Below are 14879 nucleotides of genomic sequence, written 5' to 3' on the forward strand. Positions count from 1 at the left end.
TGGCGGGCTAGATCGCGAGGCGCTCGGTGACCAGGGCGGCCAGCTCGCCGGCGTGCCGCTCGGCGGTCGCCTGGTCGGCGGCCTCGACCATGACGCGGATCATCGGCTCGGTGCCCGAGGCGCGCATGAGGATGCGGCCCGTGTCGCCGAGCTCGGCCTCCGCGCGCGCGACCGCGGCGTTCAGCTCCGCGTCGTCGCCCACGCGCTCGCGGTCGACGCCGCGGACGTTGATCATCACCTGCGGGTAGACGGTCATGACCGACGCGAGCTCGCGCAGGCTCCGGCCGGTGGCCGCCATCTCGCCGAGGATCTGGATGCCCGTGAGGATCCCGTCGCCGGTGGTGGCGTGCTCCGCGATGATGAGGTGACCGGACTGCTCGCCGCCGAGCGAGTAGCCGCCCTCGTTCATGGCCTCGAGCACGTAGCGGTCCCCGACGCGCGTCTGCAGCACGGTGATGTCGTTCTCGGCCATCGCGATGCGGAGGCCGAGGTTGCTCATGACCGTGGCGACGAGCGTGCGCTCCGCCAGCAGGCCGCGACGGGCCATGGAGAGCGCGAGGACCGCCATGATCTGGTCGCCGTCGATGAGGGCGCCCGTGTGGTCGACCGCGAGGCAGCGGTCGGCGTCGCCGTCGTGCGCGATGCCCACGTCGGCGCCGTGCGCGAGGACGGCCTCGGCGAGGAGGTCGAGGTGCGTGGACCCGACGCCGTCGTTGATGTTCATGCCGTCGGGGTCGTTGCCGATGACGGTGACGCGCGCGCCCGCGTCGGTGAGGACCTCGGGGCTGATGCCCGCGGCGGCGCCGTGCGCGCAGTCGAGGACCACGTGGATGCCGTCGAGCCGGTGCTGCAGCGTGCCGAGCAGGTGGAGGACGTAGCGGTCCTCGGCGTCCGCGAAGCGGCGGATGCGGCCGACGTCGGCTCCCGTGGGGAGCAGGACGGGCCGGCTCAGCTGCGCCTCGATGCGGTCCTCGAGCTCGTCGGCGAGCTTCCGTCCGCCCGCGGCGAAGATCTTGATCCCGTTGTCGGGAGCGGGGTTGTGCGACGCGGAGATCATGACGCCGAAGTCGGCGTCGATGTCCGCGATGAGGTACGCCGTGGCCGGCGTCGGGATGACCCCGGCGTCGAACACGTCGACGCCGGAGCTCGCGAGGCCGGCGGCCACGGCCGCCGCGATGAACTCGCCGGAGACGCGGGGGTCCCGGGCGACGACCGCGGTGGGTCGCCGCCCGGAGTCCCGGGCGTCCTGGCCGAGCACGTGCGCGGCGGCCTGGGCCAGGCGCAGGGCGAGGTCCGCGGTGATGACCTCGCCGTTGGCGAGACCGCGGACGCCGTCCGTGCCGAAGAGCCGGGGCATGGCTGCCGGTGTGCCCGAGCGCCTTAGCGCTTCGAGAACTGGGGCGCCTTGCGGGCCTTCTTGAGTCCGGCCTTCTTGCGCTCCTTGACGCGCGCGTCGCGGCTGAGGAAGCCGTTCTTCTTCAGCGTGGCGCGGTTGTTCTCCTCGTCGATCTCGTTGAGGGCGCGGGCGATGCCGAGGCGCAGCGCGCCGGCCTGGCCGGAGGGGCCGCCGCCGGAGATGCGCGCGACGACGTCGTAGCTGCCGAGGAGGTCGAGCACCTTGAACGGGTCGTTCACGAGCTGCTGGTGCAGCTTGTTGGGGAAGTAGTCCGCGAACTCACGGCCGTTGACCGTGATGCTGCCGGAGCCGGGGACGAGGCGCACGCGGGCGATGGCCTGCTTGCGTCGTCCGACGGCGCCGCCGGACACGTTGAGGACCGCGCGGGGGGCCTTGGGGGCCTCCTCGTTCGGGGTCTCGGTCGAGAAGCTCTCGGGAGCCACGTCGAGGGAGTCTGAGATCTGAGCCACTGGGTTCGATTCCTTCTGAGGTCTTTGGTCGTCGCTGTCGGCAGCCGGAGCTACTGAGCGACCTGGCCGAGGGTGTACGGGGTGGGCTGCTGAGCAGCGTGGGGGTGCTCGGGGCCCGCGTAGACCTTGAGCTTCTTCAGCTGCGCCGCACCCAGCGAGTTCTTCGGCAGCATGCCGCGGATGGCCTTCTCGACCGCGCGCGTGGGGTGCTTCTCGAGCATCTCGACGTACGTGGTGGCCGTGAGGCCGCCCGGGTAGCCGGAGTGGCGGTAGGCCAGCTTCTTCTCGAGCTTCTGGCCCGTGAGCGCCACCTTCTCGGCGTTGACGATGATCACGAAGTCGCCCATGTCCATGTGGGGGGCGAACGTGGCCTTGTGCTTGCCGCGCAGGAGCGCGGCGGCGTGGCTGGCGAGACGGCCGAGGACGATGTCCGTGGCGTCGATGACGACCCAGTCGTGCTGGACCTCACTGGCCTTGGGGGAATAGGTGCGCGTCATTGATCTGACTGCCTTCTTTTCGAGGTGAGATGGTCGTGGATCCCGCTCCGTGGGCGTTCTGACGAGAACGCATCCGGTGGAGGGCTCAACCTTGTACGTCGCCGCACGCAGGCGTGCAGACAACCGGTTCAGAGTACGCGATCCGGGCCCGTCAGGCAATCCCGGGCGTGTCGGCCCTGCGGGCGAGCACGCGCGCGGCCGCCTCCGCGCCCTCCGCGGCGGGGTCCACCTCGTGGTCCGCCCGCCGGGCGCGGGTCACCTCGGCGCGCGCCGCGAGGTCGGCGTCGGCCGGATAGCCGACCCGCTCGAGCACGAGCCCGCGCGCCGGCATGACGGTGAACTCGCTCGTCCGCTCGCGCAGCTCCAGGAGCTCGCGCAGCCGCGCGACGGCGACGCGACCGCCCGCCGCCGCGACGCACGCGCCCACGAGGGCCCGCACCATGCTGTGGCAGAACGCGTCGGCGCGCACCGCCGCCTCGAGCGCGCCGTCGGCGGCCCGCGTCCAGGTCATCTCCTGCAGCGTGCGGATCGTCGAGGCCCCCGCCCGCGGCTTGCAGTAGGCGGCGAAGTCGTGGAGGCCGAGGAGCGCGTCGGCCGCGTGCTGGAGCAGCGCCTCGTCGAGGGCCGCGGGCACCTCGACCGTGCGGTGCCGCTGCAGCGGGTCCCGCGGGCCCGTGGCGTCGGAGATCCGGTACCGGTACGCCCGCCACGTCGCGGAGAAGCGCGCGTCGAAGCCGTCCGGCGCGCGCACCCCGGAGAGCACCACCACGTCGGACCTGGTCCCGAGCACGCCGCCCAGGCGACGGGCGAGCGCGGAGGCCGCGCGGTCGGCGGACGGGACGTGCGGCAGCCGCTCCCCCGCATCGGCGGCGGAGCGGCCGCGCGGCGGACGGTCGAGGGCGGCGACCTGCGCGTCCGTCAGGTCGACGTGGACGACCTGCCCGGTGGCGTGCACCCCGGCGTCCGTCCGCCCGGCGACGACCAGCGTCGGCGCGGGCGGCGTGCGGACGAGGAGCTGCGCGAGGGCCTCCTCGAGCGTGCCCTGCACGGTGCGCAGGCCCGGCTGCTTGGCCCAGCCGGCGAACCCGGTGCCGTCGTAGGCGACGTCGAGGCGCACGCGCGTTGACGCCGGGCGCCCCGACCCGGCCGCATCGTCGGTCATCGTCCGGCGGATCCCCGGGGAGGCGTCATGCCGACCTCGCGCTCGAGGACGACGGTGCGGCTGGACGCCGTGAACCCCAGGTGCTCGTACAGGCCGAGCGCGCCCGTGGGGCTGTCGGAGTCGACGTCGAGCACGGCCCGGTCGAGGCCCTCTGCGCGGAACGTCGCGAGCGCGGCCGACAGCAGCGCCTGGGCGAGGCGGCGACCGCGGAACTCGCGGCGGACGCCGACGAGCGCGAGGTAGGCGGACGAGTAGCCCGCGGCCTCCCAGTTGTCGGGCGAGACCTCGGTCATGGCGAAGCCGGCGACCTGCGCGTCCTCCCCGTCGCCCGTGACGGCGATGACGGAGAGGTCGTCGCGCGCGGTGGGCAGGGAGAGGAAGGCGTCCCAGCGCTCCGCGCTCACCGGCTCGGAGCCCCAGTGGTCGCGGAAGACGTCGTTCTTGGCCAGCCGGGTGCGCTCCCACCACTCCCGCGTGACGGGGATGAGCCGGAGGCCCTCGGGCACCGGCACCTCGGGCAGCTCGGCGGCGAGGTCGCGGTGCATCTCGATGAAGTAGCGGCTGGGCGTGAACCCGCGTGATGCGAGGAGCGCGGTCGCCCCGGCCAGGTCGTCCGGGAACTCGACGCCCATGCGCGTGGGGACGGGACCCTCCACGTGGTCCGCCGGCTGGGCGACCTCGAGGGCCTGCGTGGCCCGCGCGACCTGCCAGTCGAGGAGGCGCGCCCCGATGCCCCGGCGTCGGAGGTCGGGGCGGACGCCGCCGGGGAGGTGCCCGCGGACGACGCTCTCGTCGTCCGGCTTGACGATGGCGGACCCCTCGGCGGCCAGGCGCCCGTCCGCGTCGACGGCGACGATCGCGTCCCGCGCGAGGTCGACGTACGAGAAGCCGAGCGACATCGCGACCTCCTCGCGCGTGGCGCGGTGGTCCGGGTGGTCGGCGTCCGCGATGAGGCCGTCGAGCTCGACCAGCGCGTCCACGTCGTCGGGCGTCGTCGCTCGCCAGGTGATCCCCTCCGGCCCCTCGGGGAGCGGGATCGGCGCGGTGGAGGGGAGGTCGTCCGGCGTGGTCGGGGTGCTGTCGGTCATCCCCCCAGGCTACCGGGGCCCGCCGCGGCCCCTCCCGGGCGGGTGCGTCCCCGCTGGAGGGCACCGCTGGCGAGGCGCGCCGCCCGGCGGTGGACGCACGAGAGCCCCCGTCGCGCAGGGCGGCGGGGGCTCTCGGGGTGGTGCGACGGGCGGTCCTACTTGTCGGACTTCTCCGCGGCGTCGGCCTCGACCTCGGCGGCGGCCTCGTCGGTCGTCTCCGCGGGCGTGGGGTCGGTGTGCTCGACGGCGTCGGTCTCCTCGACGGGCACCTCGGCGGCGGACTCCTCGGTCTCCGCCTCGGCGACCGGGGCCGCGGCGGCCGGAGCCGTCGTGGTCGCGGTGCGCGAGGAGCGGACCTTCGGGGTCACGGGCTCGAGCACGAGCTCGATCTGCACCATGGGGGCGTTGTCGCCCTTGCGGAAGCCGAGCTTGGTGATGCGGGTGTAGCCGCCCTCGCGCTCGGCGACGAGCGGCGCGATCTCCGTGAAGAGCTCGTGGACGACGCTCTTCGAGGGGATGATCCCCATGACGCGGCGGCGGGCGTGCAGGTCGCCGCGCTTGGCGAACGTCACGAGGCGCTCGGCCACGGGACGCAGGCGCTTGGCCTTCGTCTCGGTCGTCTTGATGGACTTGTGCTCGAACAGGCTCTGGGCCAGGTTCGCGAGCATGAGGCGCTCGTGCGCCGGTCCGCCTCCGAGGCGGGGACCCTTGGTGGGCTTGGGCATGGTCTTGTCTCCGTAGTGGTCGAAAGAAGTCGGGCCGAGGCCGGACGGGTCAGTTGGTGGTGGTCTCGTCCTCGTCGTAGCTGTAGTAGTGCGCGCCGTCGAAGCCGGGGACGGCGTCCTTCAGCGACAGACCCAGCTCGACCAGCTTGTCCTTGACCTCATCCACCGACTTCTGACCGAAGTTGCGGATGTTCATGAGCTGCGTCTCCGAGAGGGCGACGAGCTCGCTGACGTTGTTGATGCCCTCGCGCTTGAGGCAGTTGTACGACCGCACCGAGAGGTCGAGGTCCTCGATGGGCATCGACAGCTCGGAGCTGAGGACGGCGTCGACCGGCGCGGGGCCGATCTCGATGCCCTCTGCGGCCGAGTTGAGCTCGCGCGCCAGGCCGAACAGCTCGGTGAGCGTGCGACCGGCCGACGCGATGGCGTCGCGCGGCGTGATGGCCGACTTGGTCTCGACGTCGACCACGAGGCGGTCGAAGTCGGTGCGCTCGCCGGCGCGGGTGGCCTCGACGCGGTAGGTGACCTTGAGCACGGGCGAGTAGATCGAGTCGACCGGGATCTGGCCCGCCTCGCTGAACTCGCTGCGGTTCTGGGTCGCCGAGACGTAGCCGCGGCCGCGCTCGATCGTCAGCTCCAGCTCGAACTTCGCCTTCTCGTTGAGGGTGGCGATGACGAGCTCGGGGTTGTGGATCTCGACGCCCGCGGGAGCGGAGATGTCGGCGGCCGTGACCTGGCCCGCACCCTGCTTGCGCAGGTACGCGGTGATCGGCTCGTCGTGCTCGCTGGAGACGACGAGGCCCTTGATGTTGAGGATGATCTCGGTCACGTCCTCCTTCACGCCGGGGACGGTGCTGAACTCGTGCAGCACGCCGTCGATCCGGATGCTGGTGACGGCCGCGCCGGGGATGGACGAGAGGAGGGTGCGGCGGAGCGAGTTGCCGAGCGTGTAGCCGAAGCCGGGCTCGAGCGGCTCGATGACGAACCGCGAGCGGAACTCCGAGATCTGCTCCTCGGTGAGGGTGGGGCGCTGCGCAATGAGCACTGTGTTGTTTCCTTTCGGCGAGGCGTCCGCTATATGACACCTGCGATGCCCCCCGGATGGCGGCCCGGGCGGGTGGTGGATTGGTCGAACGGACACACGGCGGATCGGCCGACGCCGTCCCCTCCTCTCGGAGCGGGACGGCAGCGGCCGATCAGCGCGAGCTAGACGCGGCGGCGCTTGGGCGGGCGGCAGCCGTTGTGCGCCTGCGGGGTGACGTCGTTGATCGAGCCCACCTCGAGGCCGGCGGCCTGGAGCGAGCGGATCGCGGTCTCGCGGCCGGAGCCGGGTCCCTTGACGAACACGTCGACCTTCTTCATGCCGTGCTCCTGCGCCTGGCGGGCGGCCGACTCGGCGGCGAGCTGCGCGGCGAACGGCGTGGACTTGCGCGAGCCGTTGTAGCCGACGACGCCCGAGGACGCCCAGCTGATGACGGCGCCCGTGGGGTCCGTGATCGAGACGATGGTGTTGTTGAAGGTGCTCTTGATGTGGGCCTGGCCCACGGCGATGTTCTTCTTGTCCTTGCGGCGCGGCTTGCGAACGGCCGACTTGGGTGCTGCCATGGAATTCTCCTGTGTCTACGGGTGGCGAGGCGCGGGCCGGAGGCCTAGCGCGCCTTCTTCTTGCCGGCTACGGTGCGCTTCGGTCCCTTGCGGGTACGAGCGTTGGTCTTCGTGCGCTGCCCGTGGACAGGGAGGCCGCGGCGGTGGCGGATGCCCTCGTAGCTGCCGATCTCGACCTTGCGGCGGATGTCGGCGGCCACCTCGCGGCGGAGGTCGCCCTCCACCTTGAAGTTCCCGTCGATGTAGTCGCGCAGGGCGATGAGCTGGTCGTCGCTCAGGTCCTTGACGCGGATGTTCTTGTCGATGCCGGTGTCCTCGAGGGTCTTGACGCTCGAGGTGCGGCCGACGCCGTAGATGTACGTGAGTGCGATCTCGACGCGCTTGTCGCGCGGGAGGTCGACGCCTGCTAGACGTGCCATTGAGGCTTCTCCTGGTGATGATGTGGAGGTCTGCAGCAGAGCCTGTGCATCGGCCTCCGACCGATGGTGTCCCCCGGACCCTCGCGGGTCCCGGCTTCCGGCGCTGCTGTCGTTCTACGTGGGGTGGTGCGGGTGGTGCCGTGCGGTGGTGCTGACTAGCCCTGGCGCTGCTTGTGGCGCGGGTTCTCGCAGATGACCATCACGCGTCCGTTGCGTCGGATGACCTTGCACTTCTCGCAGATCCTCTTGACGCTGGGGTTGACCTTCATGATGCTTCCTTGCTTTCGGTTCTCGCTGGCCTCGTGCCGCCGCGGATGCGGGGCCGTTCCTTGTGCAGCAGGCCTACTTGTAGCGGTAGACGATCCGGCCGCGGGTGAGGTCGTACGGGCTCAGCTCCACGATCACGCGGTCCTCGGGGAGGATGCGGATGTAGTGCTGACGCATCTTGCCCGAGATGTGGGCGAGGACCTTGTGCCCGTTGCTCAGCTCAACGCGGAACATCGCGTTCGGCAGAGCTTCGACAACTCCGCCTTCGATCTCGATGACGCCGTCTTTCTTGGCCATATACTCACTGTCGCTAGAGGTGGTGTCTGCTGTTCGTGCGGATGCGCATCATGGTGAGGCGCAGGTGCGGTCGGCATGCCGGGACGGCGGCCGAGCACCAAGGGTCGAGAGTACGGCATCCCCGGGCGTGTCGCAATTCTCCCCGCGTGTCGCGGCCGGATCCGGGGATCCTGCGCTAGCGGGACGCGCGGACGGGCCGAGCGGTCGCCCGCCCGGCCCGTCATGGCACCGCTACTCCGCGCGGTGGCGCGGCGCGCGGCGCCGGTCGGCCTGGACCGCGTCGACGACCGCGACGAGGTCCGCGGTCAGCGGGTGCCCGTCGTCGAGCCCCGTGACGCGGCGGACGAGGTCGGCCGCGGTGTCCGTCGCGAGGAGCTCCTGCAGCTCGAGCGCCTGCGGGTCCGCCGCGGGGTCGAAGCGGAGCGCCTGCCCCATGGCGCGCACGAGCGCGTCGTGCGGCAGGCCGCGCTCGGCGAGCTGGGATGCGGGCCCCACGAAGCGCTCCTCGCGGGAGAGCTTCCGCAGCGGCTGGCGGCCGACGCGCTCGACCGTGTCCGCGAGCGCCGCGTTCGCGAACCGGGCGAGGTTCTTCTCCCGGTAGGCGGTCTGCTCGGCCTCGTCGAGCCCGTGCTTGGCCACCAGCAGCGCGCTCGTCTCCTCGAGCACCTGCCGCACCTCGTCCGCGACCTCGGGGATCGCCATGGCGTCCGACTGGCTCACCGCTCCGCGGGCGTAGCCGTGGTACGCCACCGTGGCGTGGCCCGTGTTGACCGTGAAGAGCTTCCGCTCGATGTAGGGGGCGAGGTCGTCGACGAACGTGGCGCCGGCGATCCGGGGCACGGCGTCGCCGAACGGGCCGCGCTCCACCACCCACTCGGAGAAGTCCTCGACCGTGACGTCGAGGCCGGCGGCGGGATCCTGGTTCGGGACGATGCGGTCGACGGCCGTGTTGGCGAAGACCGCGCGGTCGAGCGCCGCGGCGTCGTCGCCGAGCGCCGTCCGGATCTCGTCGCGGAGGGTGTCCGTGGCGTTGATCGCGTTCTCGCAGGCCATGACGGCGACGGGGGCGAGGTCGGCGGAGCGCGCCCGGAGGCCCGAGGCGATGGCGGGCGCGACGAAGCGGAGGATGGCGGGGCCGACGGCGGTCGTCACGACGTCGGCGGTCGCGATCTCCGCGATGAGGGCATCGCCGTCGACCGCGCTGTCGATCGCCCGGAAGCCGGTGACCGTCCAGTCGCGGGCGTGCGGCCCGACCTCGGTGACCCGGTACGAGTCGGCGGAGGCCAGGTGCCCGATGAGCTCGGCGTTGACGTCGGCGAACACGACCTCGTAGCCGGCCTCGTGCAGGATCAGCCCGACGAAGCCGCGGCCGATGTTGCCGGCACCGAAGTGGACGGCCTTCACGCCTCGTTCACCTCGGCCAGGAGCGCGTACAGCTCCTCGGCGGTGGGGGCGTCGAGGAGCTTCCGCACCTCGTCGTCGTCGCTGAAGATGATGGCGATCTTGCTGAGGATCTCGAGGTGGCCGTTGTCCTTGCCGGCGATGCCGACGACGAAGCGGACCTCGTTGCCCGCCCAGTCGATCGGCGCGTCGTAGCGCACGAATGACAGCGCGGAGTCGAGGATCGTGTCCTTGCCCTCGTTGGTGCCGTGCGGGATGGCCAGGAGGTTGCCCATGTACGTCGAGACGCTCTTCTCGCGCTCGAGCATGAAGCCCTCGTACTCGGGGGTGACGGCACCCGCGGCGACGAGGATGCCCGCCGCCTCGGCGATGGCCTCCTCCACGCTGGACGCGGTGCCGCCGACGCGGATCTGGGCGGGTTCGAGGACGTTCGACATGATGCTCCTGACGTTGTGCGTGGCTGGTGCGAGGCTACCGGGGCCCGGTCGGTGTCGACCGGGCCCCGGGGGCCTCGCGCGTGCGGTGGTGCGGGTCCGCCGGGGGCGGACCGGGATCAGCTGTCCGAGCGCTGCTTCTGGACCAGCTCCACGATCTCGTCGTAGCGCGGCGAGTTCATGAAGTTGTCGACGGAGACGTGCTCCGAGGACGGGCTCTTCTGGCGGGCGCGGTCGGTGAGCTCGCGCTGCGTGATCACGAGGTCGGCCGTGCCGTCGAGGGCGGCGATGGCCTTGTTGACGACCGTGACGTCGGTGACGCCGGCCTTCTTCATCTTGTTGCGGAGGACCGACGCGCCCATGGCGGAGGAGCCCATGCCGGCGTCGCAGGCGAACACGATGTCCTGGATGCGGGTGGCCGTGGCCGTGCCGCCGTCCGTCGCGGCCGCGCCGTCGGCGAGGCCGCCGACCGTGCCCGCGGTGCCGGTCTCGGCGCCGAGGCCCGTGAGGATGCTCGACTCCTTGCCCTTGTTGGCCTGCGTCGCGGCGACCGCGGCGCCGAAGTCGCCGGAGCCCTTCTTGCCGGTGCGGAGGATGACCGCGGCGACGACGAAGGTGACGGCGGCCGAGATCAGCACGGAGAGGATCACGCCGGGGAAGCTGTTGCGCTCGGTCTGGCCGAGCACGGCGAGGATGCTGCCGGGCGAGGCCGGGCCGCGGAGGCCGGAGCCGAACGCGACGTTGGTCGCCACGCCCGAGGCGCCACCCGCGATGACCGCGAGGAACAGCAGGGGCTTGGAGAGCACGTACGGGAAGTAGATCTCGTGGATGCCGCCGACGAACTGGATGAGGATCGCGCCGGGGGCGGTGGAGCGCGCCGCGCCCGCGCCGAAGATCGCGAAGGCGAGGAGCACGCCGAAGCCGGGGCCGGGGTTCGCCTCGAGCAGGAACAGGACGCTCTTGCCGTTCTCCAGCGCCTCGGTGGTGCCGAGCGGCGTGAGGATGCCCTGGTTGATGGCGTTGTTGAGGAAGAGGACCTTGGCGGGCTCGATCACGATGCTCGTGAGGGGCAGGAGGCCGTTGTCGACGAGGAAGCCGACGCCGCCGCCGAGGACCGACGTGATGCCGCGGATCACCGGCGTGAGCAGGTAGTACGCGCCGATCGCGAAGACCGCGCCCAGGATCCCCGCGGAGAAGTTGTTGACGAGCATCTCGAAGCCGGGGCGGATCCTGTCGATCCACAGGCGCTCGATGACCTTCAGCAGGTACGCCGCGAGCGGGCCCGTGATCATGGCGCCGAGGAACATCGGGCTGCCGCCGTCGAAGTACGGCTCGCCGACCGTGCCGACGATGACGCCCATCGTGGCGATGGTCGCCACCACGCCGCCGCGCGCGTCGTAGACCATGCGGCCGCCGGTGTTCGCGATGAGGAGCGGGAGGAGGAAGTACAGGACCGGAGCGATGAGCTGGGCGATGTCCGCGTTCGGCAGGTAGCCGTCCGGGATGAACAGGGCCGTGAGCAGGCCCCAGGCGATGAACGCCGCGATGTTGGGCATGATCATGCCGCTGAGGAACGTGCCGAACTTCTGCACGCCGGTGCGCACGGAGCGTCCCGTGCTGCGGGTGGGTGACGTCGTCGTCATGGGGGTGGTGCTCCTGTCGTGGTGGTGGCGGGCCTGCTGCGGCCCGCCGTGCTGCGGATGGGGGGTGATCGCTCGTGGTGCGGTGGTGGGGTCGGTGGTGCGGGTCAGACGGGGGCGGGCGCCGACGCCGCGGTGACCGCGGCGCGCGCCTCGACGGCGCTGTCGGCGGCGAGGGCGACGGCGGCGAGCGCCTCCGCCTCCTCGCGCGTGTGGAGGGCGAGCTCGGCGCGCACGTCGGCGAGCGCCGCCGGCGACATCGAGAGGCTGGTGGCGCCGAGGCCGACGAGCACGACGGCGAGCAGCGGATCGGCCGCCGCCTCGCCGCAGATGCCCACGGGCTTGCCGAGCGCGCGCCCCGCGGCGCCGACCTCCTGCACGAGGCGGAGGACGGCGGGGTGCCATGGGTCCTGGAACGCGGCCACCGATCCCAGCAGCCGGTCGGCCGCGAGCGTGTACTGCGTGAGGTCGTTGGTGCCGACGCTCGCGAAGTCGGCGACGCCGAGGATCCGGTCGGCGAGGAGCGCGGAGGACGGGACCTCCACCATCACGCCGACGGTGCGGAGGCCGAGCTCCCGGCCGAGGGAGCTGAAGTACCGCGCCTCCTCCACCGTGGAGACCATGGGCGCCATGACCCACAGGTCCGCGTCGGTCGCGGCGTCGGCACGGGCGAGCGCCGTGAGCTGGTCGCGGAGGATCTGCTCGTTGGCGCGGAGCGCCCGGAGGCCGCGGAGGCCGAGCGCCGGGTTCTCCTCGGCCGCGTCGTTGAGGAAGCTGAGGGGCTTGTCGGCACCGGCGTCGAGGGCGCGCACGACGACCTTCTGCCCCGGGAACGCCTCGAGCAGCCGGGTGTAGTGCGCCTCCTGCTCCTCGACGGTCGGCGCGCTCGTGGCGTCGAGGAAGAGGAACTCGGTGCGGAAGAGGCCGACGCCCTCGGCGCCCTTCTCGACCGCGTCGGCCGCGCCGTCGGCGGAGCCGAGGTTCGCCAGCAGCGGGACCGCGGTGCCGTCGGAGAGTGCGCCCGGGCCGGTGGGCACGGCGACCTGCGCGCGACGGGCCGCGATGGCGTCGCGCGCCGCGGACTCCTCCTCCGCCGTGGGGTCGACGGTGACGGCGCCCGTGAGCGCGTCGACCACGACGGTCTCCCCGTCGGCGAGGTCGGCAGCGGCAGCCACGCCGACGACCGCGACGATGGCCTTCTCGCGGGCGAGGATCGCCGTGTGCGAGGTCGGTCCGCCGTCGGTCGTGATGAGCGCGAGGACCTTGTCGAGGTCGAGGAGCGCGGTGTCGGCGGGCGCGAGGTCGCGGGCCACCAGCACGAACGCGTGGTCGGGATCCGGCACCCCCGGCGCCGCGACGCCCTGCAGGTGCGCGACGACGCGCTGCGAGACGTCGTCGAGGTCGGTGGCGCGCTCCCCCATGTACCCGCCCATGCTGAGGAGCAGGTCGCGGAAGCCCGCGAAGGCCTCGTGCACGGCGCGCTCGGCGGTGCGGCCGTTCGCGAGGCGCGCGGTGACGTCGTCGACGAGCGTCGGGTCCTCCGCCATGAAGGCCTGCGCCTCGAGCACGTCCTTCGCGGCACCGCCGGCCTTCTCCCCGCGGATGCGGATGTCGGCGGCGACGGCGGCGAGCGACGCGCTCACGCGGATCCGCTCCTCGTCGGGGGTGAGGGCGCTCGCGGTGTCGGCGGGCTCGGGGAGCGGGTCGGGCATCCGGATGACCGGTCCGACGGCGGACCCCCGTCCGATGCCGATCCCCTGCAGGGTGCGCGAGCTCATGCCGCGTCCAGGTCGGACTCGAGGAGCATGGCGAGGTCGGTGACGACCTGCTCCGCGTTCTCGCCCTCGGCCGAGACGACGACCTCGTCGCCCGTGTCGACGCCGAGGGAGATGACGCCGAGGATGCTCGCGGCGTTGACGCTGCGGTCGCCCTTGGCGAGCTGCACGGGGATCCCGGCCTTCGCGGCCGCCTGCGTGAACAGCGAGGCGGGGCGGGCGTGCAGCCCGTGCGACGAGGCGATGGTGACGGTGCGTTCTGCCATGGTGGCTCCTTCGGTCGGCCCCGTCGTCGGGGCCCTGGTGGGCGGTCGTCGTGCGGTGGTGCGGTGGTGGTGCTGTCGTGCGGGGGTCGGCGCGGGCGCCAGTGGTCAGGCGGCCGGGGGCGATCCCCCGGCGGGTCGGCCGTGGAGGCCGGACGGTCGACGGAGCGAGCGCGCGCCCGTGCGCATCGCCGCGAGGGCCCGGTCGAGGGCCGCGCGGGCGCCCTCCGGGCGTGAGGCGTCCGCGTCGAGGAGGACGGCGGTCGCGCCCTCGTCGGCCGCGGCGGCGCGCACGGCCTCGAGGCGGTCCGCGAGGTGGGCGCCGAGGAGGACCACGTCCATGCCGGCGGCGTCGAGCCGGACCTGCGCGAGGGATCCGGCGACCGCCTCGATCTCGAGCCCGTCGGCCTCGGCGAGGGTGCGCAGGCGCTGGGCGAGGAAGGTGCTGGATGCGCCGGAGCCGCAGACGACGAGGATCCTCCCGGTCATGCTGTGCCTCCTCGCGTCGTCGCTGGTCCTCCCATGGTGCTCCGGCGGCACGGCGCAGTACCAGCAGGATCGTTTCCGCGGGGTAGGAAGACCGCTTCCGGGCCCGCGGCGGACGGCATGGGCGGCGGGTGCGGATGGTTGACTCAGGGGGACGGACGCGCACCGGCCCCCGGGCCGCACCGCGTCCCGCCCCCGAGGGAGACGACATGCTGAGCGAGAACCACGAGAGGCTGCTGGACTACCTGTCCACCGCCGACCGCTGGGTCGAGGCCGGCGAGCTCGCCGACCGCCTCGGCGTCACGACGCGGAGCGTCCGCAACTACGTCACCGCCGTCCGGGAGCGCTCGACCGTGGCGATCGCCTCCTCCCCCGACGGCTACCGCATCGACGCCGCGAGCTACGCCCGCCACCTCGGCGCGCGCCCGAGCGCCGACCCCCAGGGCACGCCCCGCGACCGGCTGCACGCGCTCGTCCGCCGGCTCGGCGACGCGCCCGACGGGCTCGACGTCTTCGCGCTCGCCGGCGAGCTGCACGTGAGCGAGTCCACGGTCGAGGCGGACCTCCGCAAGGTGCGCGCGCTCGTCGAGGACGCCGGCCTCGCGCTCCGCCGCACCGGGTCCACCGTCGTCCTCGAGGGGTCCGAGCGCGACTTCCGCCGCCTCCTGTCGCGGATGTTCCGCGACGAGAGCGCGCAGGGCTTCCTGCCGCTGGAGTCGGTGCAGCGGGAGTTCGCGTCGGACTCGCTGCGCGCGTTCAAGACGGACCTGATCCGCGAGCTCACGGAGGGCGGCTTCTTCGTCAACGAGTACGGGGTCGACAACGTGCTGCTGCACGTCGCCATCGCGGTCGACCGCCTGGCGCGGTCGCCGCGGCGGGAGGGGGCCGCGGCGGATGCGACCGCCGACGACGGGGCGGACGGCGCCCGCGCAGCGTCGCGCGCCGATGCCGCCG

General features: G+C 72.7%; 18 protein-coding genes. 1 reads left to right on the forward strand and 17 read right to left on the reverse strand.

What is annotated here, in order from left to right; genetic code table 11:
• Positions 1–7: 7 nt before the first annotated feature.
• From glmM to Q6969_RS02550, 17 genes are all read right to left on the reverse strand, one after another.
• Entirely contained in the window at positions 8–1357 is a 1350-nt protein-coding gene (gene glmM, locus Q6969_RS02470) for a phosphoglucosamine mutase (RefSeq protein ID WP_317229024.1), read from the reverse strand.
• Between the two features lie 23 nt (positions 1358–1380).
• Positions 1381–1866, reverse strand: a complete 486-nt coding sequence (rpsI, locus tag Q6969_RS02475; protein ID WP_043668864.1) for a 30S ribosomal protein S9 — start codon at positions 1864–1866, stop codon at positions 1381–1383.
• 50 nt (positions 1867–1916) lie between these two features.
• The gene (rplM, locus tag Q6969_RS02480; RefSeq protein ID WP_012039269.1) at positions 1917–2363 is read right to left on the reverse strand and encodes a 50S ribosomal protein L13; all 447 of its coding nucleotides are present in this window, start codon (positions 2361–2363) and stop codon (positions 1917–1919) included.
• A gap of 151 nt (positions 2364–2514) precedes the next feature.
• A complete protein-coding gene (locus tag Q6969_RS02485; RefSeq protein WP_317229025.1) occupies positions 2515–3525 on the reverse strand; it encodes a tRNA pseudouridine synthase A in 1011 nt (336 codons plus the stop codon).
• Positions 3522–4613 (reverse strand): GNAT family N-acetyltransferase, encoded by a 1092-nt coding sequence (locus Q6969_RS02490; protein ID WP_317229026.1) that lies wholly within the window; start codon positions 4611–4613, stop codon positions 3522–3524. Before Q6969_RS02490 ends, Q6969_RS02485 begins: the two co-directional genes overlap by 4 nt.
• Positions 4614–4768: 155 nt before the next feature.
• Positions 4769–5338, reverse strand: a complete 570-nt coding sequence (gene rplQ, locus Q6969_RS02495; RefSeq protein ID WP_317229027.1) for a 50S ribosomal protein L17 — start codon at positions 5336–5338, stop codon at positions 4769–4771.
• Between the two features lie 49 nt (positions 5339–5387).
• Entirely contained in the window at positions 5388–6383 is a 996-nt protein-coding gene (locus Q6969_RS02500) for a DNA-directed RNA polymerase subunit alpha (RefSeq protein ID WP_086515376.1), read from the reverse strand.
• Positions 6384–6544: 161 nt separating this feature from the next.
• Complete coding sequence (rpsK, locus tag Q6969_RS02505; RefSeq protein WP_012039274.1) at positions 6545–6943, reverse strand: 30S ribosomal protein S11; 399 nt, start codon at positions 6941–6943, stop codon at positions 6545–6547.
• A gap of 44 nt (positions 6944–6987) precedes the next feature.
• Entirely contained in the window at positions 6988–7362 is a 375-nt protein-coding gene (gene rpsM / locus Q6969_RS02510; RefSeq protein WP_015491172.1) for a 30S ribosomal protein S13, read from the reverse strand.
• A gap of 155 nt (positions 7363–7517) precedes the next feature.
• Positions 7518–7631: a 50S ribosomal protein L36 gene (gene rpmJ, locus Q6969_RS02515; protein ID WP_077055107.1), complete on the reverse strand. Its 114-nt coding sequence runs from the start codon at positions 7629–7631 to the stop codon at positions 7518–7520.
• 73 nt (positions 7632–7704) lie between these two features.
• Positions 7705–7926: a translation initiation factor IF-1 gene (infA, locus tag Q6969_RS02520; protein WP_012039277.1), complete on the reverse strand. Its 222-nt coding sequence runs from the start codon at positions 7924–7926 to the stop codon at positions 7705–7707.
• Positions 7927–8157: 231 nt separating this feature from the next.
• Positions 8158–9330, reverse strand: coding sequence for a mannitol-1-phosphate 5-dehydrogenase (locus tag Q6969_RS02525; protein ID WP_317229028.1), 1173 nt, complete (start codon positions 9328–9330; stop codon positions 8158–8160).
• Entirely contained in the window at positions 9327–9764 is a 438-nt protein-coding gene (locus Q6969_RS02530; RefSeq protein WP_262404257.1) for a PTS sugar transporter subunit IIA, read from the reverse strand. The genes Q6969_RS02525 and Q6969_RS02530 overlap by 4 nt, the downstream gene beginning before the upstream one ends.
• Before the next feature lie 116 nt (positions 9765–9880).
• Positions 9881–11404, reverse strand: coding sequence for a PTS mannitol transporter subunit IICB (locus tag Q6969_RS02535; RefSeq protein WP_262404258.1), 1524 nt, complete (start codon positions 11402–11404; stop codon positions 9881–9883).
• A gap of 104 nt (positions 11405–11508) precedes the next feature.
• Positions 11509–13179 (reverse strand): phosphoenolpyruvate--protein phosphotransferase, encoded by a 1671-nt coding sequence (gene ptsP, locus Q6969_RS02540; protein ID WP_317229029.1) that lies wholly within the window; start codon positions 13177–13179, stop codon positions 11509–11511.
• Positions 13176–13442 (reverse strand): HPr family phosphocarrier protein, encoded by a 267-nt coding sequence (locus Q6969_RS02545; RefSeq protein ID WP_317229030.1) that lies wholly within the window; start codon positions 13440–13442, stop codon positions 13176–13178. The genes ptsP and Q6969_RS02545 overlap by 4 nt, the downstream gene beginning before the upstream one ends.
• 105 nt (positions 13443–13547) lie before the next feature.
• Positions 13548–13928, reverse strand: coding sequence for a PTS sugar transporter subunit IIABC (locus Q6969_RS02550; RefSeq protein WP_317229031.1), 381 nt, complete (start codon positions 13926–13928; stop codon positions 13548–13550).
• A gap of 206 nt (positions 13929–14134) precedes the next feature.
• Between Q6969_RS02550 and Q6969_RS02555 the strand changes: the two genes are divergently transcribed.
• On the forward strand, positions 14135–14879 hold a 745-nt coding region (locus tag Q6969_RS02555), incomplete at its 3' end, for an HTH domain-containing protein (RefSeq protein ID WP_317229032.1).

The sequence above is a fragment of the Clavibacter sp. MX14-G9D genome (assembly GCF_032917815.1).
GTDB classification, from domain to species: Bacteria; Actinomycetota; Actinomycetes; order Actinomycetales; family Microbacteriaceae; genus Clavibacter; species Clavibacter michiganensis_K.